This window comes from Salinibacter sp. 10B (genome assembly GCF_002954405.1).
Taxonomy (GTDB): domain Bacteria; phylum Bacteroidota; class Rhodothermia; order Rhodothermales; family Salinibacteraceae; genus Salinibacter.
In genome coordinates, this window is sequence record NZ_MQWC01000004.1 from 2,923,042 (window position 1) to 2,942,522 (window position 19,481).

The following is a 19,481-nucleotide window of genomic DNA, read 5'->3' on the forward strand; positions in this document are numbered from 1 at the left end:
GGGCGGATGCACCGAATCGTGCATCCGCCCGTTTTTTGTTGGTGTAGTTGCGATTGCAGGCAATTACGACTCCACAGGCTCCAGTCGGTACAGCCCCCCGTTCGGCATGTCGGTGAGGACGTAGAGGTAGCCGTCCGGTCCCATGGCCACGTCGCGAATGCGGCCGATCTCGTTGCGGAGGAGTTCTTCCTCGTGGACGACCTCATTGTTGTCGTTGAGCTCGACGCGCAGGATCTTCTGGTGGGCTAGGGCGCCCATGAAGAGGTGGTTCTTCCAGTTCGGGAATTTGTCGCCCGTGTAGAACTCCATCCCCGAGAAGGCGGGGGAGGGATCCCAGTACTTCACCGGCTGCGTGAAGCCGGGTCCTTCGGTGCCCCCAATGGGCGATTGGTCCGAGTACTCGTCGCCGTAGGTCACGTCCGGCCATCCAAAGTTTCGACCCGCCTTGATGAGGTTGAGCTCGTCGCCCCCGTGCGGGCCGTGCTCGTGCTGCCAGACATCGCCGGTTTCTGGGTGAATCGCCATGCCCTGCTGGTTTCGGTGGCCGTAGGTATAGACCGCGTCAGGGATGTCGTCCCGGCCTACGAAGGGATTGTCCTCGGGCACCGAGCCGTCCATGTTGAGGCGGATCGTGGTGCCGATCGTATTCGTCGAATCCTGTGCGCCCGGGCCGTTGGCCTGTCGTTGGCCGCGCTCGCCCATCGTGACGTACATCGTGCCGTCCTGGTGGAAGGAGATGCGAGAGCCGAAGTGAAGCCCCGACTCCACGGCGGGCGACTGCCGATACAGCTCCTCAACGCTCGTGAGGGCCGTGCCGTCGAGCTTCGCGCGCGCCACTGCCGTTGCGCCCCGATCCCCATCATCCGAAATCGAGTACGACATATAGATCCAGCCATTCTCCTCGTAGTTCGGGTGGACGCGCACGTCGAGCAGGCCGCCCTGTCCGTTCGCCCACACGTCCGGCACGTTCGAGAGCGCAGTGCGTTCGTCGCCGTCGACCAGGTAGAGGGTGCCCTCTCGTTCAGTGATGAGCGTGCGCCCGTCCGGCAGCCAGTCAACTCCCCACGGATGCGCGAGGCTGTCCACCATCTTGACCACGCGGAAGGTCGCCTCCTCGGACTCAACCTTCTCCAACACCACCTCCCTATCCGGAGGGGAGACCGTCGTTTGGGCCGACTCGGCATCGCCTCCGGTATTACAGGCACAAAGAACAAACGTCAAGGCAAGTGCAAGAGGACGTAACGCAGGAATAGAGGTCATATTGGATCACAGTTGGGTGGGATTCCGGTACAGACATTCCTTCTTCACGCTTTGTGCACGGCTCCGTTCCAATGCTCGTCACCGGCTACATGATAGTTACGTGCATGTCACGAGCCTCTTTAGGGGCGGGGATCGGCGAACGGGGACGGACAGAACCTCTACAAACGAGCGCCGTCGAGCGATGTATTCCCGGCAATAATGGTCTTGATAAAGCGTCGGTTCAGTCTCATTTTGTCCGCGCGCTTCTTTCGTCCTCGTTCCTCCTCGTCTCTTTGCAATGCATCTGGCCACCCGTGATCTCGCGAAGCGCTACGACAATTTTGAGCTCTCAATTCCGGACCTCGCCGTCGAGTCGGGCACGGCCGTCGGCCTCGTCGGCAACAACGGCGCCGGCAAGACCACCTTCCTCCGACTCGTCCTCGACCTCATCCGGGCCGACGCGGGCACTGTGCAGCTCGACGGCGAAGTCGTGGCCGACACGTTCGACTGGAAACCGCGCACCGGCTCCTACCTCGGCCCCTCGTTTCTGATCGACTTCCTGACGCCGGACGAGTACTGGCACTTCGTGGGCCAGACCTACGACCTCGACGAGGCCACCGTCAACGACCGACTCCAAGCGTTCACCGACTTCTACGTCGACGAGCCGATCGGGGACACCACGAAGTACATCCGCGACCTGTCGACCGGCAACAAGAACAAGGCGGGCCTCATCGCGGCCCTTCTGCCCGAACCGGATCTGCTGATCTTCGACGAGCCGTTTGCGAGCCTCGACCCGCGCTCACAGATCCAGCTCAAGGAGCTGCTGCAGGACCGGCGCGGCGAGGCCACGATGCTCATCTCCAGCCACGACCTCGGCCACGTGACGGACGTGAGCGACCGGATTGCCATTCTGGAGGATGGCGAAATTGTGCGCGACGAGCCGACCGACCCGGATACGCTGGAGGACCTGACCACCTACTTTGCCGAAACCATTCGGCCGAAGGAGGAAGCGGTGGCGTAGCGGCCGTGGGCCGTTGGCCGCTGCGAGGCTTTCGTCGAAAATCGACTGCCCTCAGTCTCCAGAACGCCATGTCCGTTCTTGACGCCCTTCAGCATCAGTGGAAACGGCACTGGCGCTCGGCGACCCGGGTCCGGAGCGTCCTGTCGACTCTGCTCCTGGTACTGGGCGCGGTGTATTTCGGTCTGCTCTTCGTCGGCGGAGGCCTGATATACCCGCAGATCATGGCGGAGGTGGCTCCGAAGCAGGATCCGCTCCGCCTACTCAACGCCGGACTTCTGTACGGCGCGATCGGGCTTCTCGTCGCCCGGTTTTTCCTCCAGCGGTCGGCGGGCAGTGCCGTACAGCCGTATCTGGCGCTGCCGCTCCGACGGGGACAGCTCGTCCGCACTCTGCAGGTCACCTCGGCCCTGAGCCTCTTCAACGTGCTGCCCCTCGTCCTGCTGGCGGCGTTGTGGACCAGTACAGTGTGGCCGAAGGCCTCGCCCCTTGGCGCTGCGTGCTGGGGCATTGGGGTGCTGCTCCTCGTGATTCTTACGCAGAGCGCCAACAGCCTTCTGCGGGCCGCCTGGGACCGGAGCGCAGCCCGTGTAGTTGGGGCAAGTGCCGTCCTCGCAGCTGCCGCCGCGGGGGGAGAATTCTTCGGCTTCTGGAGCCTCACCGCAGCCTCGGAGCAGCTCTTCGGAGGGCTGAGTGCTGGACGTCTGCTTCTACTCGCAGGGCTCGGCTGCGCAATCGGAGCGACGATCCTCGCGGCCCACTGGGCATTGCGAACACGGCTCTACGCTCTGTGGACGAACACGCACGAAGAGGCTGCAGGGACTCTCTCATTCCCAGAGCTGGAGGGGGTCGAAATCCAGGGACGAACAGCCTCCCACGCACTGCTGGGCGCGAAGCTGATTCTCCGCAACAAGCGCCCCCGACAGATGCTTGGGGTTGCCATTCCACTCAACCTCGGATTTCTCGCCTTTCTTGCAGGCCAAGGAACGGTAGATCCCTACTTCGAGATTCTCTTCAGCTTCGTGCTGAGCGGATTTCTTGCCTTTCCGTACTTTCAGTTCGGGTACGCCTGGCATGGACGACACTTCGACGCGCTCCTGATTCAAACGGAGTCGTCGCACACGCTCGTTCAGGCCCACTTCGCTCTGTTCGCGGGCCTCTGCCTGTGCTCGATCTTGGCGATCCTTCCCGTGGTGGTCTGGCTGGCCCCCGGCATTCTGGACGCATTGGCCGCCCTGTTCCTCTACAACCTCGGCGTCTGCGGTCCCTTTTTCCTTCTGCTGGGCACGTGGAATCGGACAGCACTCGCCCTCAATCAGACGACCTTCTTCAACTACCAGGGCAGTTCCTCCCTGCAAACCATCTCGATCGCGGTGCTGATGGGCCTCCCGCTTGGACTCTTTTTCGCCATGGGCCCCCAGTCCACGCTGTGGGCATTGGCGGGGCTCGGGGCGCTCGGCCTGTGCACTGCGCCGCTCTGGATGCGCGGCCTGGCGCACCTGCTCCGACGGCACCGGCATGCGATGGCGGCGGGCTTCCGGGCAACCGATCCGTAGAGCGACGCTTGTCGGTTAGGCAACGACCGCCTCTCGATCCTCAGACGTATGCTCACCGGCCGCCCCCTCGTCACAGTGAGCGATTACCAGTTCGCAAAGCAGCTTCTGCCGCTCCAGCTTCAGCCCTCGAAGGCTCCGGGAGATCGTCGTGATCTTTTGCTTTGCCACTTCGGCCGACTGTCCAGCCTCGATTCGCTTCCGATCATTGTAGCTCGAATGCAGGGCTGGATCATGTGCCCACAGTTCAGACTCGTTGTCAAACCGAGACCAGAGCTCCTTGTACATCGGCTTTTGTCGACTCTTGCGAACGCAAAAGATAAAAAACTACGTCTACGGTTCGACCTTTGAGACGGGGTCTGCGTGACATCAGATGCATGCCGTAGAACGAAGTGCAGATATGCCAGCTTTCAGGTTTCCGGTCGGTCAGTCTCGCCGTCGGGCCGGCCCTGATCGCACTTCCGGTACTCGCGTGGACCGATCCATTCCTCTTGGTACCGATCGCAGCATTTGCACTCTACAATGCCGGAATCACCGCGCCGGTGATAACGTGGACGAGCATGTACTGGAACCGGAGGTGGGTCAACCCGGAGCAGCGCCGGATTTCCATGATCGGTGGTGGGGGACCGGTGCGAACCCTGGTGTTCTCTCCGCTTCTCTGGGCGCTCCCACTCGCAACATTGTATTGGGGGAATCTACCAGCGGTCCTTGGAAGCGTAGCTCTCCTGGGCCTCGCGAGCCTAGCGACATTCCGCTTTTGGCGTCCCCGGCTGGAGGCGACGTTTCGGCAGCGGCGTCACGCCCTGCTGCGAGGCTTCCGGGGCGAGTGGATTTCCCCCCGTGAATGGTACTGGTAGAAGTGGACGCTCCGAGCACAGGAAGAGTCGGGTTCCCCTCAAGCATCCGGTGGCCCCCACTTCGCCCTCGCGCCCCTTTGCCCTCTCGCTCGGGCAAATTCGGAAGATACGAACCAAAGAGCCGCCGTTCCTCCGTTCTGTGCTTCAACGTCCGATTGCCGTGCCGTCGCATTTCTCCGACCCGATGGTTAGGTTTGGCGATCGGCACCTGCTTTTGTCTCACCCGCTTTCCCTTTATGCCGTCAATTTGCGTCTACTGCTCCTCCAGCAATGCCATTTCCGAGGTCTATCCGCCCGTGGCGGAAGCGCTCGGTCGGGAAATTGCCCATCGCGGGCACACGCTCGTGTACGGGGGCGGAGCAGTCGGACTGATGGGCGTGATGGCGCGAGCGGCCCACGAGGCGGGGGGGAACGTGACTGGCGTTATTCCTTCGAAGCTGCAGGACCGCGAGGGCATTGCCTACGAAGCCGACGAGCTCCTCGTGACCGAGACGATGCGGGAGCGAAAGAAGCTCATGTACGAGCGGGCCGACGCATTTGTGGTGCTGCCGGGCGGATACGGGACGCTGGAGGAGTTCATGGAGGTGCTCACCCTCAAGCAGTTGGGCTATCACGATCGGCCCATCGCCATTCTCAACGTCGACGGCTTCTACGACACGCTGCTGGACTTCTTCGAGGAGCTTCGAGAAGGGTACTTTGCACGAGAAGCCATCACGGACCTTGCCCACGTGGTAACGACCCCCGAGGCCGCGCTAAATCGGCTGGACGTTGTGCCTGCAGAAGACGGCCTTCCGTCCTAATCGTTTGCGGCCTGTCCTCTGCGGCGCGAGCCCGTTTGGCAGCACCTCCTACACTGCTTCTGTTGCGGTCTCCTCCACCCGGTCGGCCCCTTCCAGCTTGTATCCGATGCCGTAGACGCTCTGGATGGCCCATTCGTCTTCACTGTTTCCGTCCATCACATCACGGAGGGCGTTCACGTGACGGTCGATCGTTCGGGTTTCGACGGCCGACGGGAGATCCCACACGTCGCGGAGAATCTGCTCCCGGGTGGCCGTACGACCCCGTCGCCGGAGCAGGTAGGCAAGCAGTTTGTACTCCAAGTCCGTGAGCTGTACGGGATCCCCATTGCGCACCACTTCCTCGTTGTCGAGGTCGACCTGGAGCCCGCCCACATTGAATACGCCGCCTTCCTCTTCCACCTGTGCCTCGCGGCGGAGCAGGGCGTCGATCCGGGCGAGGAGCTCTTCCGTTTCAAACGGCTTGGTCAGATAGTCGTCGGTGCCGACCTGGAAACCACGCATCTTGTGCTCGTGGTCACCGAGGCCGGTGAGCATGAGCACCGGCGTCCGCACGCCGTCCTCGCGCGCTTGGCGCAGGACCTCGAAGCCGTTCTGGTCGGGCAGTTTGGCATCGAGAATAATGAGGTCATACCCCGGTAGACGGGTGGCCTCCTCCTCCGCGTCGGTTCCATTCTCGGCTAGCGTGACCTCGTAGCCTTCCGATTCGAGGTAGAGGACGAGGCTCGTACTGAGTTCACTGTCGTCTTCGACGAGGAGAAGATGAGGACCCTGCTCGGTGCCGGACATAGAGTAAGTGGCGTAGTTGACGGGGAATATTGGGCTCGTACCCAGCACTGATCCGAAACGCAGGATGCAAGAGGATGTGTCTGGTCCACCTCACTGGTGCTGTAAAGGTCCTGAAACATTCCGTCCCGGCAAGTGCCGGTGGAGTGGAAGGGAGACCCCAAGATATGAGGGAGGGCCACCGGAAGAGGGGGAGAATCGCCTTCTGTTGAGGGGGAGTGTTGGAGAAGGTGAGCTTTGCTCTGGCTTCCGTCTACCCGTGCACCACGGCGAGCGGCTTCAGCCGGGCCACCTTGCTGGCAAGCCGTGCACCCGCGACCGTTTCCACGACCGCGTCGATGTTCTCCTTGAGCTTTACGCCGCCGGCAGACGGAGATCCTTCTCCGCGGACGGGCACCCCCTGGCCTTCCAACTCTTCGTCAATTGCCACCGGCTCGGCGTGGTGGTTGGCTTCGTGGCGGCTCATCGTCCGTCCGGCACCGTGGCACGCGGAGCCGAAGCTCTTCTGCATGCTCTCGCGCGTGGCGAGCATGACCCATGAGTTTTCTCCCATGCTTCCGGGCACGAGCACCGGCTGGCCGAGGGCACGGTAGGGGAGCGAGATTCCCGGCGTTCCCGGGCCGAAGGCGCGAGCCGCGCCTTTCCGGTGCACGTAGCAGCGCATGTGCTTGCCCTCAACCTGATGCATTTCCACCTGGCCGAGGTTGTGGGCGACGTCGTAGACCGTCTTGAGGCGCTGCCCGGCCCCGTCGAGCACATCGTCGAACACTTCCCGGACGCGGTGGGCTAGCACCTGGCGGTTGGCGTAGGCGTAGTTGGCCGCGGCCTTCATGGCCCCCATGTAGTCCTTCGACTCGCGGGAGTCGAGGGGAACGCAGGCGAGATTCGGGTTCGGCGGTGTGATGTCGTAGGAGGGAGCGGCCTCCTGAAATCGCTCGATATAGTCCGCGCAGACCTGCCGGCCGTAGCCGCGCGACCCGCAGTGAATTTGGGCGACGAGAGTATCCTCCTTGAGTCCCATCGTCACGGCGGCGGCGCGATCGAAGACCTCCTCGACGCTGTGAATCTCGATGAAGTGCTCGCCTCCGCCGAGGGTGCCGAGCTGTTGGGCCCCAAGCGAGCGGGCAACCTCGCTAACCTTGCCAGGATCGGCGTCGTTCAGGCGCCCCCCTTCTTCGGCCCGGACGAGATCATCCTGCTGGGCCATGTCCTTCCGCAGCGCCCACTGTGCTCCCGACTGCGCCACGTGGTCGACCTCGCTTTTGTTCATTTGGATGGACCCCTCCGCGTCCGATCCACTCGGGATGTGCGCTTTGAGGGCATCGGCAAGGGCGTCGAAATTGCCCTTGGCCTCCTCAAGATCGATGTCCGATCCCAGCAGCCGCACACCGGTGTTGATGTCGTGACCAATAGCGCCTGGGGCAATGGTGCCCACCGGCCACTTCGACACGGCCACAATGCCCACCGGGGCGCCCTGGCCGCTATAGACATCGGGCATTACAACAAGATGGCCAACCAGTCCGGGCATCATCGCCGTCTGGATGGCCTGTTCTATTGCTTCCCCCCGAATAATATCCCCGATCAGCTCCTCATTGGCAATAATGCGTACCGGAACGCGCATCGCCTCTCGGAACGACTCCGGAATTTCCCACGTGAAGTCGTCGATCCGCGTTAAATCTGTACGTTCCATATGTTCGGTTCAACGTGCGCAAACGGACCATTTCGACAGTCCTTGGCGCTACGTCTCGGTTGATTCTGAGGAGCAGCATTCTGGGTGTTTGAACCAGATGGGGAAATTCAGTGTTCCCCCCACAGTCCCAAGAGGGGCCGTCACCACAGTCTGTACTCCCCGAGTGAGTGGGGGGCGTCGCTCCTTCACACGGAAGAAATACGGTCGATTCCGGGGCCAGGAATTGTCTATGCCGGAATCTCTTCGGTCTTCTCGGCAGCCTCCGATTCGGTAGTGCCGACCTCATGGATCCAGCCGCCGCCCAACACGTCGTCGTCTTCGTAGAGCACGAGGCTTTGTCCGGGCGTAATGGCCCGTTTGGGCTCTGCAAAAGCGACCTTTAGCGTGTCCTCGTCCGGCTGCCAGGCCAGGCATCCCGCGCCGTCGTCGTTATATCGAATCGTGCCCCACGCCGGACGCTCCTCTTCAATTTTAGGGTATTTGACGAGATTGATCTCGTGGGCCGTGAGCGTTTGCTCCATGAGCTCTTCTTTCGGCCCCACCGTGATCGTGTTCGTCTCCGGATCAATGTCGGTTACGTACACCCGCTCGCCCAGGGCCAGGTCCAGCCCGCGCCGTTGGCCGATGGTATAAAAGGGATAGCCGTCGTGCTCTCCTACGACGGTTCCGTCACTCAAGACGAATTTGCCGCCGCTCACCTCTTCTTCAAGCCCATCAACGCGATCCTTTAGGAAGCGGGGATAGTCGTTGTCTGGGATGAAGCAGATCTCGTAGGAGTCGGGCTTGTCGGCCACGTTGTCGAGACCGAAGTCGGCGGCCATTTCTCGGATCTCGGACTTCTCGTATGCCCCAAGGGGAAAGATGGACCGGGCGAGGTGTCCCTGCGGCAATCCCCAGAGGGCGTAGCTTTGGTCTTTATTGCGGTCTTTCCCCCGGCTCAGCACGTAGCGTTCTATCTCCTCGTCGTAGCGAACGTTGGCGTAGTGGCCCGTGGCGATGTACTCGCAGTCCAGGTCGTCCGCCCGCTGCAGAAGGGCGTCCCACTTGATGTGGGTGTTGCAGAGGACGCAGGGATTGGGGGTGCGGCCCGAGAGGTATTCGTTGGTAAACCGCTCAATCACCCAGTCGCCAAACTCTTCCCGAAGGTCAACGACGAAGTGGGGGAAGCCGTGTTTGGTGGCCACCACCCGGGCGTCGTTCATCGATTCGATGGAGCAGCACCCAACCTCTTTGTCGCTACGGCCGCCGCTGGTGGAGTAGTCCCACGTTTTCATGGTGAGGCCGACCACGTCGTAGCCGCGCTCCTTGAGCAGGACGGCGGTGACGGAGGAGTCGACGCCGCCGCTCATTGCGACGAGGACACGTCCCTTAGTACTCATGGCTGTTGAGGAATTGGGAAGAAAGAATGGGGGCTTCGGTCTCGGGCGTCGAGACAAGGGCGATTGGGTCGACGGCACCGCCACTGGACGGTGCATCCACGACTACTTGATTTTATGTCAAACTGTCTTCCTGAAACCCGCGTTCCGTCAAGCAGCCGGAATGTAGGCCTGAGTTCGTCTGGAATTGACGGCGGGCTGGAGCGCGCGCCTTCAGACGATATTCGCGTGTATTCAGACAATATTTGCTTGTACCACGAGGCGGGGACGGGGATCTTGCACGTTGTCGTATCCTCCCGTGAGCCTTCGACTTCGGATATGTCTACTTCCACCTCCACGTCCCGTAGCACCGTAAAGACTCCCCTTGCCCCGGCTGCCATCGGACCGTATAGCCAGGGCATTCTCGTTGGCGACCAACTCTACGTTTCCGGGCAGATTGCCATCGATCCGGAAACGGGCAGCATGGTCGATGGGACGATCGAGGAAGAAACGGAGCGCGTGCTCGACAATATCGGCGCCATCCTGAAGGCGGCAAGCATGAGCTTCGAGAATGTCGTGCGCTGCGAGGTCGTGATGACCGACGTCAACGATTACGCCCAGATCAACGAGGTGTACGCGCGCTACTTCAACGAGCAGCCGCCCGCCCGTCAGGCCGTACAGGTGGAAGGGCTGCCCCGTAATGCCCGCGTCGAGATTTCATGCATTGCCGTTCGGTGACGATCCCCCGCCGGCCGCGCGCTTAGGGGCGGGGCTCTGAGCGCTGAAAGAGACCACAGGCAGCGGGCCGCGACGTTTCCGTTACGACGATACCTCGATCGAGTACGACACCTTGATTTCGATTTCGTCGAAGGGCTCTCCCACGTTATCGGGATCGTTGAGGCGAAGCTGCAGAAGGGCGAGCGTGTCCCCGTTCTTGAGTACACTCGCCACGTCGGATGCCCCGGCCCCCAGCGTCATGGTAACATCTCTATTGTTTTCCGGAACCGGGACGGGCTCCGCCGTCGCAATCAAAGGCCCTGACTCTCCCCCGAGATAGACTTCTGCACGGGAAAGGTAGGGGAATACCTTTGCCGACACCTCTAAGGGGCTGTCCCCGAACGCTGTGCGTTTTCCAGTAATGCGTCGGAACGTAACATTGGTGACCTTGGCCGAAACGATGTCTGATCGTGAGGCCGCGGCTGCCTGTTCCAACAGCGCGTCCAGACTGTTCTCGGAAGAGGCTGACACTGAGATGACCCCCTCTTGAACGTCCTCCTGGCTGTACTGATGCTTGTAGACGATTGGCTCAAGCCCGGTGTTGTTGTTCAGGGTGATCGTCTCTTCCCCCTCTCCGAGAGAGTCGCACCCAGCGAGCAACAGACTGCCGGTGACGATGACGGCCAATACGTAGAAACGGTGGAGGGTTGAGTACTTCATAGGGAACAGGAAAAGACTAGGATAAATGGACGCCCGTCACTGGCTAACGTCAGTCGCGTGCGGGGAGGAGCGTCTACTCGCCTCGGTAAATCCCCTTCTCGTACACTTTCTTGTAGTTGCGTACAGCCCGGAAGAGGCCGCTCGCAAGGAGGGTTTGCCCCCGATCACTCCTCAAAAAGCGTGCCTCCTGCGGATTGGTCAAAAATCCGAGCTCCACGAGCACCGAGGGCATCGAGGCACTCCAGAGCACATAGAAGCCCGCCTGGTGCACCCCACGGTTGTCGCGCTGGACCCGGTTTTCGAACTGACCCTGAACGAGGGATGCCAGCTTCTCGCTCTGCCGCATGTACGCGCTCTGGGTGAGGGTTTGACGCACGAGGGCCTGCTCGTCGTAATCCTCATACTTTTCGGTGTTTTCCTCGTACTTGATCACGCTGTTTTCGCGCTCCATGACTTTTTCGGCGGCCTCCGTTTTGGACGGGCCGAGGAAATAGGTTTCTGTCCCGTGGGCCGCATGGGCACGGGCGGCGTTGACGTGCAGGGAAATGAAGAGCTTTGCGCCAGCCTTGTTGGCCATGTGTCCCCGCTCCTCCAGCGGGATGAATCGGTCGTCTGTTCGCGTGTACACCACGTTGATGCCGAGTCGGTTCTCGATGTAGTCCCCGAGCTTGTGAGCCACGTCGAGCACGATGGTCTTCTCGTACAATCCATTCGCAGTGGCGCCAGGATCCTTGCCGCCGTGTCCGGGGTCGAGGACAATGGTGTCGAGCTTCCAGCGCTCTCGGGCGTCCTTCGAGGCCCCATCGGATCCCTGCTGGGAGCCGGTGGAGACTTGTTGGATCACATCGGAGGAGGACGAGGAGCCTCCGCTTGCATCGGCTACGGTTCGTTGTCCCGCTTCCGTGTACGACAGGTTGAGCAGCAGGTCGTTGGAGGCGCCGTCCCGGTACGCCTCCGCCGTTACGGGCCGCTCCGGGTCCAGTTGAAAGCGGAGAATGAGGTGCCCATTCTGCGTCGTCGCGGTATACGTCTGCACCGGCCCTTGCGGGGCGGTTTTCTGATAGCGATCATGGAGCGTCGTATTGTAGAGGACCCATTCGATTTGATGTGTGCCTGCCGAGCGCGGCATGCCGTACGCCCGAATGGTGTCCGGCGTGCGCACCCGTACCACGTACCCCTGCCCGTCCGATCGGGCCGTAAACATCACATCCTCCACGACGGCGGTGGCCTGTGCCGTATTCAGGCCCAGACCCAGGAAGAGCGCTATGATCACAAGCCCGATCCGCATCCGGGTTCTCGATCTCTGGTGGGGTGGGTCAGGGAAAGGAGGGGACATAGAACTGTAGAGAACTCCGCGCGGAACTGTGAAGCAGATGCCCGGCTCCGTTAGCAACTGCAATTCTGGTGCCAGTATGGCGGAGCCGGCCCCTTCGCCGAAATTATGGCTCTTATATAATGAAAGCTATCGCACCTAAAGTAAAACTCGAAGTGTTAATGTGTTGGCAAGGCGGAGGGGGATGGAATGCCTCGTACCAGTGATCCAGGACGGTGTGCACCGAATTGTCCGGTTCAAAAGAAAACCGTCGTTGCGAGGTGTATCTGTTTGTACTGGGGATGCCCAATGCGTGTGTGGAGCCGTACGTGTGGGCTGCCGAGAGAGACGCTGACAGTGCGACACGCTACGGTTCTAGACCAAGCAATGGGGCGGCCCGAGGGGGGCGCAACTGATCTCAACATCCCTACTGCTTCGGGGGGGGGCCAAGGAGTTGCTGGAGGCGGTGCTCAATCATCTGGTCGCGCATCTGGCGGCGCTTTTGAAGACTGCGCTGGACCTTCTGGATTTCCCGTTGGAGGCGTTCAATTTCCCGGCGTCGATTTTCTTGTTTGATCTCAAAGATTTCATTCAGTAGGGTGCGAAGCGTATCGATCCGAGCCCGGCGCTCGCCGCTATCCTCCGGCAGCACGCGAATGGCGTGGGCAAGATTTTGGGCCTGCTGCTCCATCGTGCGCTCGCGGACGAGGCGCTCGTACAGTTCACGATTGGCCTTCTGGACCTCATTCAGGTATTGTCGCTGGGGGTCTTGCGTGTCCACCGACGCTCGCCCCTGTGCCGTGGAGGAGCGCGCAGAAATTTCCTGTAGGATGACGGACGATTCCTGGGCGTTGACCTCGTCTTCGGACACCGGGCGCAGTCCATCGTTGATGGCGAAGAGACGTCCGTTCAGTTCAATGACGGGTCGTTGAATGCCCATAAACTGGTACTGAGCCGTCATCCCGTCCAGGTTTAGATCCGATGGCAGCTGACTGTCGGTGAGCTGTTGCCCGTCGACGAAGATGGTGCCATCGCGGATCGTAAGCGTGCGCGTCTGCTGCGCCGTTGTAATTGGAGCAGCGGCGCCCCACAGCAGCGTGCCGAGGAGAAGGCTACAGACGAGGGAGAAGAAGCGAGTCATCGGACGTACGGGAATTCATTCAACAACGAGCGGACCGCAGGCAGAGAGACAGGTCAGGGGGTTGTCTGGTCGACGGTTTGAAGCCCGCTGCCCCAAGCGTCCGCGCCGCTTCGAGAACGCAGTTGCTCGATGCGTTGATGCAGGCGTACCATCTCGTCGCGGTCGTCCCACTCAGGTATGGAGCGCGCCTCGGGATCCTGTTCCGTTCCGGTCGCAGCGGACGCGGATTGTTGCTTCGTGGAAGGGGGCGTCGTGCTTGCGGTCGACGACGCCGGGGAATAGGAGCGGAGCTGCCACCAGCCAAGTCCCACAACCAGCAGCACGGCCAGGGCCGCACTGGCACCCTGAAGCCGCTGCGTCCAGGATCGGTCCGGAGCCTGAGCCGGGCGATTGGCGGCCCGGTCCGAGGGGGAGGAGGCAGACCCATTCTCGGCAGCGTCGGCGGCCTGCTCTACGATGTCGTCGATCACCGTGGGGGCAGGCGATGGCGAGGAGCGACGGTCCAGTGCGTCCTTCGTCTCTTGAAGCTGTTCGTACTCTTCCCGAAGCGCGTCGTCTTCAGTCAGGCGATGGTCGAACGCGGGGTCGTCCACGTCCTCGCCGTACAGATGCTGAATGAGGCGTAGCGAGTCGTCCATAGATGCAGTGGTCGTCTGAATGCGACGAATCAGGGGGCCTCTCATGAGTTGTTCGTGCCCGCAAGGGAAGCCTTGTCGGAGTCTTCCATCATTTTGCGAAGGTTTTTGAGCGCATAGCGCATGCGACCCAAGGCCGTATTGATGGACACGTCTTGCAGTTCGGCAATTTCACGGAAGGTGAGGTCCGTTTCCTGCCGAAGAAGTAACACCTCGCGCTGCTCAGGGGCCAACTGCTCGATGTGCTCGTCAAGCCATTCCCGCTGCTCGGCCCGGTGTAATTCTTCGTCGGCGTAGGGCGAATCATCTTCGAGCGTTTCCCAAAATGAACGTCCGTCGTCCGGGTCGTGGGGCATATCCGCCCACTTCTTCTGCTTCCGCATGTGGTCGATGGCCGCGTTCCGGGCGATACTCATGACCCAGCTTAGCCACTTCCCCTCGTGGGAGTACGCCCCGTCGGGGTCCTGCATGGCATTGATGACGCGGACGAAGGTGTCCTGAAAGATGTCGTTGGCCGTTGCTCGGTCCTTCACCATGCCCATCAGGTAGCCGAAGATACGGTCCTGGTGTCGTTCCACGAGCTGGCGGAAGGCAGTCTCGTCGCCGTCCTCCAGGTAAGCGGTCACCAGTGCCTCGTCGGATGGTTGCATGCGCGGTCCCACTCAGTGAGCACGTTTGAACGCGTGAGGGGGCATGTCGGACAAAATAACGGGCCGTCGGGGCCGATTATTATGTCGGAGCGAGATGCCCCCGAAGTAGAACATTGGACCGACGTCTAACGCCGAGTCCGGCGAGGGGATTCGGCCTCTGTTGGAAAGAGGTGCCCTCGCCTGTGTCGAAAGGAGATCGAAGGGGGCGGTGCGATTGTCGGGAGCGTCTCCCAGTTGCTACAGGTCTTGAAGGGCTGTACGCATCCGGCTGCGGGTGTCGCTGTCCGGGAGGCGGCCGTACCCAGCCCGCACGTTGTCCTGTAAGTGGTCAGGATCAGACGTGCCGGGAATGACGCACGTCACTGCTTCGTGTCCCAGAATATACTTGAGAAAAAACTGCGCCCAGCTCTCACAGTCGAACGACGAGGTCCAGTCTGGGAGCGGGATCCCCTCCACTCGGCCGAACAGCGATCCGCCCTCGAACGGTCCGTTCACGATCACACCGACCTCATTTTCAGCAGCGAGGGGCAGGAGGCGCTCTTCGGCTCGCCTCGTCTGGATGGAATACGGCAGCTGGACGAAGTCGATGTTGCGGCTCTGTATGATGTGAGCGAGGTCGTCGAAGGCCCCAAGAGTGTAGTGCGTAACGCCGACGTATCGGACCTTGCCCTGTGCTTTCCAGTCCTGCAGCGTGTCGAGGTGCGTCTCCCAATCGACGAGATTGTGCACCTGCATCAGATCCATCGGCCGCTGGTTCATGCGGGTCATCGAGCGCTCCATCTGCTCCATGCCCTTCTCTCGACCGCGTGTCCAGACCTTCGTTGCCCCGAAAATCTCGTCGGTAAGCCCCAACTCGGCACTGAGTGCGCCGACCACGCGCTCGGCCCGCCCGTACATTGGGGAGGAGTCGATGACGGAGCCGCCCAGCGCCACCAGCTGGCGCAGTACCTCCTTGAGGGGCTCTCGTGCCTCTGAACTCGTCCCCACGTCGAACTGTCGCCACGTGCCCAGGCCCACACAGGGAAGCGGCTCGCCCGTAGAGGGAATGGGCCGTGTGTGCACCTCAGCAGAGGGGCTACCAGTGGGGGCGAGAGGGGCGAACGCCAGGGCTGCCCCGGCACCGAGGGTGCGCTTGAGCATTGTGCGACGGGAGAGAGGGGTCCGCATCGGAGCAGGCGATTGTTTGGAAGAGAGGACTGAAAAACGCTGGGGTCACGTTGGCGTCGACTGCGGAAGGCCATCAGCGTGCGGACGTAAGAGGCTTCGTCCTCACGACTCCGTTCAATAGACGTTCAGCAGAGAACTGTGGCGCCATGAGAGTCCAAGGGCGGCTTCGGCGTGCAACGGTGCCCTTAGACGTATGGCCTTGACCGTACAGCCCAGCCACAGAACAAGACTGAAAAAGGGACGGCCCTCGCGGGTCCGTCCCTCATTCGTCTCAGCAAAATGGCAGTCGTCCGTCCAAGACTGGACGACCCGGTTCGGGATTAGCGCCGCTTCCGGTTGTCGCCGCGCTTGCGCTCGCGGTGGCGGCGGCGACGCGCCTTCTTCTTCTTGAGCCGTTTCTCCTCCGACGGCTTCATGTACGCCATGTTCTGCCGATACTCCTGCAGAATGCGGCTCCGGTTTACCTGGCGCCGGAAGCGTTTGAGTGCGCGATCAATGTCTTCGTTGTTTCGAACCTTAACACCAACAGCCAACGTGGATCCCTCCTTGAGGAGTCTGGTTATGTAGGTTGTGTATGGACGCTATCTATTCAGCGCGCCCGCTTCAACGGAAGGGAGGAAGGGCGTGTTTCTTTGAGGGCGGGGGGGTGCTCGTTTGTGTGCTCTTTTCGTACCAATCCGCTCGGTCTTCATGGCCTCCTCGTATCGTCTCGTTCTGGGCACCGGCAATCCCGGCAAAGTGGACGAGCTCCAGGCATTGCTCGCCGATCTCCCGATTGATCTCATTCCGGCCTCGTCCCTTGAGGTGCCGCCGGAGGTGGTGGAGGATGCCGACACGCTGGAAGGAAATGCCCAGAAGAAGGCCGAGACGTTCCACCGGCACAGCGGCCTGCCCGCCCTTGCCGACGACACCGGACTGGAGGTGGCGGCGCTCGACGGTCGCCCCGGCGTCCACACGGCTCGCTTCGCCGGTCCCGACGCCACTCCCGACGACAACAAAAGAAAGCTTCTGGAGGTGCTGGATGGTGTGGAGGATCGACGTGCCCGCTTCCGCACCGTGGTGGCACTCGTGGATGAGGACGCGGTACACACCTTCGAGGGCGTTTGCGAGGGCACCATCACCACCGCTCCCCGCGGCGACGGCGGCTTCGGATACGATCCGCTCTTCCAGCCGGACGGCTTCAAGCAGACGTTCGCGGAGATGCCGCCGGACGCCAAAAACGAGATCAGCCACCGCCGCAAGGCCCTGGATGCTTTACGCTCTTTCCTGGCAGATACAGATTGATTCCCCGTACAGGCGTCTCGCCGAGACGCTTCTTCTTATCTCTGCGCCCCGCATCATCGGCACGACCTTCGGCCCCCGGGACGCCTCTTTTTTCATTCCCCCTTCCCTGATATGGTTTCCCTTGTCCAACGCGTTTCCGAAGCTGCCGTCGAGATCGACGGCGAAACCGTCGGCGCGATCGACGATGGGCTGCTCATCCTGCTCGGCATCCACGAGGACGACACAGAGACCGAGAGCGACTGGTGTGCCTCGAAGTGCGCCCACCTGCGCGTCTTTCCCGATGCTGACGGCAAGATGGACGAGTCGCTGCTTGACACCGGCGGCGAGGCCCTCGTCGTGCCGCAGTTCACGCTGTACGGGGACGTGCATCGCGGCAATCGCCCGTCGTTTGATGAAGCCGCGCCCCCGGACCACGCCGAGCGCCTCTACGAACACTTCGTGGACGCGCTGGAAACCGAATTGGGCCGCTCGGTGCCGACGGGCGAATTCGGGGCCATGATGGACGTGCGCCTCACGAACGACGGCCCCGTGACGCTGTGGGTCGAGCAGCGCGCCGATGCGTGACAGCGGCTTCGACGTCGCGCTTGCGTACGTGACCCTGTCGACTTTCACTCTGCGGCTGCAGCGAATGGCCCTTTCTACCGAAGGGGGCGATGAGTGCCCAACGGGAGCATAAATCCAGCCACGTGCACCCATTGGCTCGGATGTCGCAGAGAGGATTGGCAGGGAGGACTCTCATTCAGGGGCCTACAGAAGGATGGGCCGAAGGTCAAGGGTACGGGCGGCGGGACAGTCGATCTTAGAAGATGCGAGAAACCCTCGCCAGGGCCTCGACCACCGGGAAGGCCCCCGTCCACTGTCCCGTTCCCCTGCCGCCTGTTCCCATGACTGCTCCAGCTGTGTCTCGTCCCGTCCGGTTGTTGGTTTCCCTCCATCTCGGCCTGTTGCTGTTCGCCCAGCCGACGCTGGGGCAGGACGAGGCGTATGGGGAAATCGATTTCCCCATTTCCTGCGCACCGGAGGCCCAAGTGTCCTTCGACACGGGGCTTGCCCTGCTCCACCACATGATGTACGAGCAGGCAGCCGGTCATTTTGAGACGGCGGCCGAGGCGGACGCGTCCTGCGCAATGGCGCACTGGGGCGTGGCGATGACGCAGTTGCGCCCGCTCTGGGCTCCCCCAACGGAAGCGGAGTTTACGAGAGGCCGGACTGCCATCGAGAAGGCCCAGGCACTGGAGGCGGACTCCGAGAGGGAGCGGGCCTACATTGACGCCCTGGCATCTTACTATACGGCGGCCGAGACCGGAACGCACCGCGACGGGGTACGGGCCTGGGAAACGGCTCAGCGTAACCTTCACGAGGCTAATGCGGACGACGTGGACGCCGCGGCGTTCTGGGCCCTGGCGCACCTCGCGACGGCCCCACCGGATGACAGCACCTACGCCCATCAGAAACGGGCCGGCACCGTGCTGGAGACGCGTCTGGACGCGGCGCCCCGCCATCCTGGGCTGTTCCATTACCTGATTCACGCTTACGATAATCCGGTTCTGGCGGAAAAGGCTGTCGACGTGGCCCGGGCGTACGACAAGTTGGCGCCCGACGTCCCGCACGCCCTGCACATGCCGAGCCACATCTTCGTGCGACTCGGCGTCTGGCCGGACGTGATTGAGTGGAATCGACGCTCGGCCGACGCGGCATTGCAGCAGTCGCCGGACGCCTACACGTCGCTTCACCACGCCCACGCGCTGGACTACATGATATACGCCCATCTGCAGCGGGGTGAAGATCAGAAGGCACGGGCAGCGCTGGACAAACTGATGGGGGTCGAAACCTATCAGCCGCACCCCGCGGCAGCATACGCCATCGCCGCGGCCCCGGCCCGGTACGCCCTGGAGCGACGGCAGTGGGACGAGGCGGCGGCCCTGCCCTTGCGCGTCCACGACACGTTTCCGTGGAACGACTTTCCGGAGCATGAAGCTATCACGTACTGGGCGCGCGGATTGGGCGCCGCCCGGAACGGCGATCTGTCGGCCGCCCGGGCAGTGGTGGACACGCTTGAGTCCATCCATGAGCGGACGCTGGAGAAGGGAGAAGACTACTGGGCCCTTCACGTGGATGCCCGACGAACGACGGTGCAAGCCTGGATTGCTTACGCCGAGGGCGACACGACCCGTGCACTGATGCTCATGCGGACGGCGGCCGACCGGGAAGACTCGGTCGACAAGCATCCGATTACCCCAAGCGCCGTGCTGCCCGCTCGCGAGTTGTTGGGAGACCTGCTGATGGCGACGGATCAGCCCGCTGAGGCGCTTGATGCTTATCGGGCGGCGCTGGTCATTTCGCCTAAGCGGTTCCACAGCCTGTACGGCGCCGGACGGGCGGCAGAGGCCGCCGGGCAGCCCACCGTGGCGACCTCCTTCTACGCAACGCTGGTTGAGAGTGCTGAACCGGCGGTGGAAACCCGGAGTGGACTCACGCACGCTCGGGCCTTTTTGAGTGAGCGGTGACGGGGAGGGCGCGCCCCCATCCCTCACACCTGTCTGCGTCATCGGGCCACGGC

General features: G+C 62.0%; 20 protein-coding genes. 8 read left to right on the forward strand and 12 right to left on the reverse strand.

Going from position 1 to position 19,481, the window contains the following annotated elements; translation table 11 throughout:
• Positions 1-63: 63 nt before the first annotated feature.
• The gene (locus BSZ35_RS11995; protein WP_105012660.1) at positions 64-1,260 is read right to left on the reverse strand and encodes a PQQ-dependent sugar dehydrogenase; all 1,197 of its coding nucleotides are present in this window, start codon (positions 1,258-1,260) and stop codon (positions 64-66) included.
• Positions 1,261-1,537: 277 nt separating this feature from the next.
• On the opposite strand from BSZ35_RS11995, the gene BSZ35_RS12000 reads away from it, so the two are divergent.
• Entirely contained in the window at positions 1,538-2,260 is a 723-nt protein-coding gene (locus tag BSZ35_RS12000) for an ABC transporter ATP-binding protein (protein ID WP_105012661.1), read from the forward strand.
• 68 nt (positions 2,261-2,328) lie between these two features.
• Positions 2,329-3,813, forward strand: coding sequence for a DUF5687 family protein (locus BSZ35_RS12005; protein WP_105012662.1), 1,485 nt, complete (start codon positions 2,329-2,331; stop codon positions 3,811-3,813).
• A gap of 15 nt (positions 3,814-3,828) precedes the next feature.
• On the opposite strand, the gene BSZ35_RS12010 is transcribed toward BSZ35_RS12005, so the two are convergent.
• Complete coding sequence (locus tag BSZ35_RS12010; protein WP_105012663.1) at positions 3,829-4,098, reverse strand: hypothetical protein; 270 nt, start codon at positions 4,096-4,098, stop codon at positions 3,829-3,831.
• Positions 4,099-4,202: 104 nt separating this feature from the next.
• Between BSZ35_RS12010 and BSZ35_RS12015 the strand changes: the two genes are divergently transcribed.
• Together BSZ35_RS12015 and BSZ35_RS12020 are read left to right on the forward strand one after the other, a co-directional pair.
• Positions 4,203-4,667 (forward strand): hypothetical protein, encoded by a 465-nt coding sequence (locus tag BSZ35_RS12015; protein WP_105012664.1) that lies wholly within the window; start codon positions 4,203-4,205, stop codon positions 4,665-4,667.
• 236 nt (positions 4,668-4,903) lie between these two features.
• Positions 4,904-5,467: a TIGR00730 family Rossman fold protein gene (locus BSZ35_RS12020; RefSeq protein ID WP_105012665.1), complete on the forward strand. Its 564-nt coding sequence runs from the start codon at positions 4,904-4,906 to the stop codon at positions 5,465-5,467.
• 48 nt (positions 5,468-5,515) lie between these two features.
• On the opposite strand, the gene BSZ35_RS12025 is transcribed toward BSZ35_RS12020, so the two are convergent.
• From BSZ35_RS12025 to mnmA, 3 genes are all read right to left on the reverse strand, one after another.
• Positions 5,516-6,253: a response regulator transcription factor gene (locus BSZ35_RS12025; protein ID WP_105012666.1), complete on the reverse strand. Its 738-nt coding sequence runs from the start codon at positions 6,251-6,253 to the stop codon at positions 5,516-5,518.
• A gap of 250 nt (positions 6,254-6,503) precedes the next feature.
• Positions 6,504-7,940 (reverse strand): RtcB family protein, encoded by a 1,437-nt coding sequence (locus BSZ35_RS12030; protein WP_105012667.1) that lies wholly within the window; start codon positions 7,938-7,940, stop codon positions 6,504-6,506.
• A gap of 227 nt (positions 7,941-8,167) precedes the next feature.
• Positions 8,168-9,319 carry a tRNA 2-thiouridine(34) synthase MnmA gene (gene mnmA / locus BSZ35_RS12035; protein ID WP_105012668.1) on the reverse strand — a complete coding sequence of 384 codons (1,152 nt, stop codon included), beginning with the start codon at positions 9,317-9,319 and terminating at the stop codon, positions 8,168-8,170.
• A 315-nt stretch (positions 9,320-9,634) separates the two neighbouring features.
• On the opposite strand from mnmA, the gene BSZ35_RS12040 reads away from it, so the two are divergent.
• Positions 9,635-10,033 (forward strand): RidA family protein, encoded by a 399-nt coding sequence (locus tag BSZ35_RS12040; RefSeq protein WP_105012669.1) that lies wholly within the window; start codon positions 9,635-9,637, stop codon positions 10,031-10,033.
• A gap of 81 nt (positions 10,034-10,114) precedes the next feature.
• Here BSZ35_RS12040 and BSZ35_RS12045 read toward each other — a convergent pair whose 3' ends face one another.
• From BSZ35_RS12045 to rpsU, 7 genes are all read right to left on the reverse strand, one after another.
• Positions 10,115-10,732, reverse strand: coding sequence for a hypothetical protein (locus BSZ35_RS12045; RefSeq protein ID WP_105012670.1), 618 nt, complete (start codon positions 10,730-10,732; stop codon positions 10,115-10,117).
• Positions 10,733-10,805: 73 nt separating this feature from the next.
• Complete coding sequence (locus BSZ35_RS12050) at positions 10,806-12,020, reverse strand: N-acetylmuramoyl-L-alanine amidase (RefSeq protein ID WP_105012671.1); 1,215 nt, start codon at positions 12,018-12,020, stop codon at positions 10,806-10,808.
• 451 nt (positions 12,021-12,471) lie between these two features.
• Positions 12,472-13,185 carry a hypothetical protein gene (locus BSZ35_RS12055; RefSeq protein ID WP_105012672.1) on the reverse strand — a complete coding sequence of 238 codons (714 nt, stop codon included), beginning with the start codon at positions 13,183-13,185 and terminating at the stop codon, positions 12,472-12,474.
• Between the two features lie 53 nt (positions 13,186-13,238).
• Entirely contained in the window at positions 13,239-13,823 is a 585-nt protein-coding gene (locus tag BSZ35_RS12060) for a hypothetical protein (protein WP_105012673.1), read from the reverse strand.
• Positions 13,824-13,864: 41 nt separating this feature from the next.
• Positions 13,865-14,470 carry a sigma-70 family RNA polymerase sigma factor gene (locus BSZ35_RS12065; protein WP_105012674.1) on the reverse strand — a complete coding sequence of 202 codons (606 nt, stop codon included), beginning with the start codon at positions 14,468-14,470 and terminating at the stop codon, positions 13,865-13,867.
• Between the two features lie 237 nt (positions 14,471-14,707).
• On the reverse strand, positions 14,708-15,637 hold the full coding sequence (locus BSZ35_RS12070; RefSeq protein ID WP_105012675.1) for an aldo/keto reductase: 930 nt from the start codon (positions 15,635-15,637) through the stop codon (positions 14,708-14,710).
• A gap of 320 nt (positions 15,638-15,957) precedes the next feature.
• On the reverse strand, positions 15,958-16,170 hold the full coding sequence (gene rpsU / locus BSZ35_RS12075) for a 30S ribosomal protein S21 (protein WP_105012676.1): 213 nt from the start codon (positions 16,168-16,170) through the stop codon (positions 15,958-15,960).
• A 157-nt stretch (positions 16,171-16,327) separates the two neighbouring features.
• Here rpsU and rdgB point away from each other — a divergent pair, with 157 nt between their 5' ends.
• The 3 genes from rdgB to BSZ35_RS12090 all read left to right on the forward strand — a co-directional run bounded on the left by rdgB (position 16,328) and on the right by BSZ35_RS12090 (position 19,428).
• Positions 16,328-16,921, forward strand: a complete 594-nt coding sequence (gene rdgB, locus BSZ35_RS12080) for an RdgB/HAM1 family non-canonical purine NTP pyrophosphatase (RefSeq protein ID WP_105012677.1) — start codon at positions 16,328-16,330, stop codon at positions 16,919-16,921.
• Between the two features lie 111 nt (positions 16,922-17,032).
• Complete coding sequence (gene dtd, locus BSZ35_RS12085) at positions 17,033-17,485, forward strand: D-aminoacyl-tRNA deacylase (RefSeq protein WP_105012678.1); 453 nt, start codon at positions 17,033-17,035, stop codon at positions 17,483-17,485.
• Positions 17,486-17,805: 320 nt separating this feature from the next.
• Positions 17,806-19,428: a hypothetical protein gene (locus BSZ35_RS12090; protein WP_181149321.1), complete on the forward strand. Its 1,623-nt coding sequence runs from the start codon at positions 17,806-17,808 to the stop codon at positions 19,426-19,428.
• Positions 19,429-19,481: the final 53 nt, after the last annotated feature.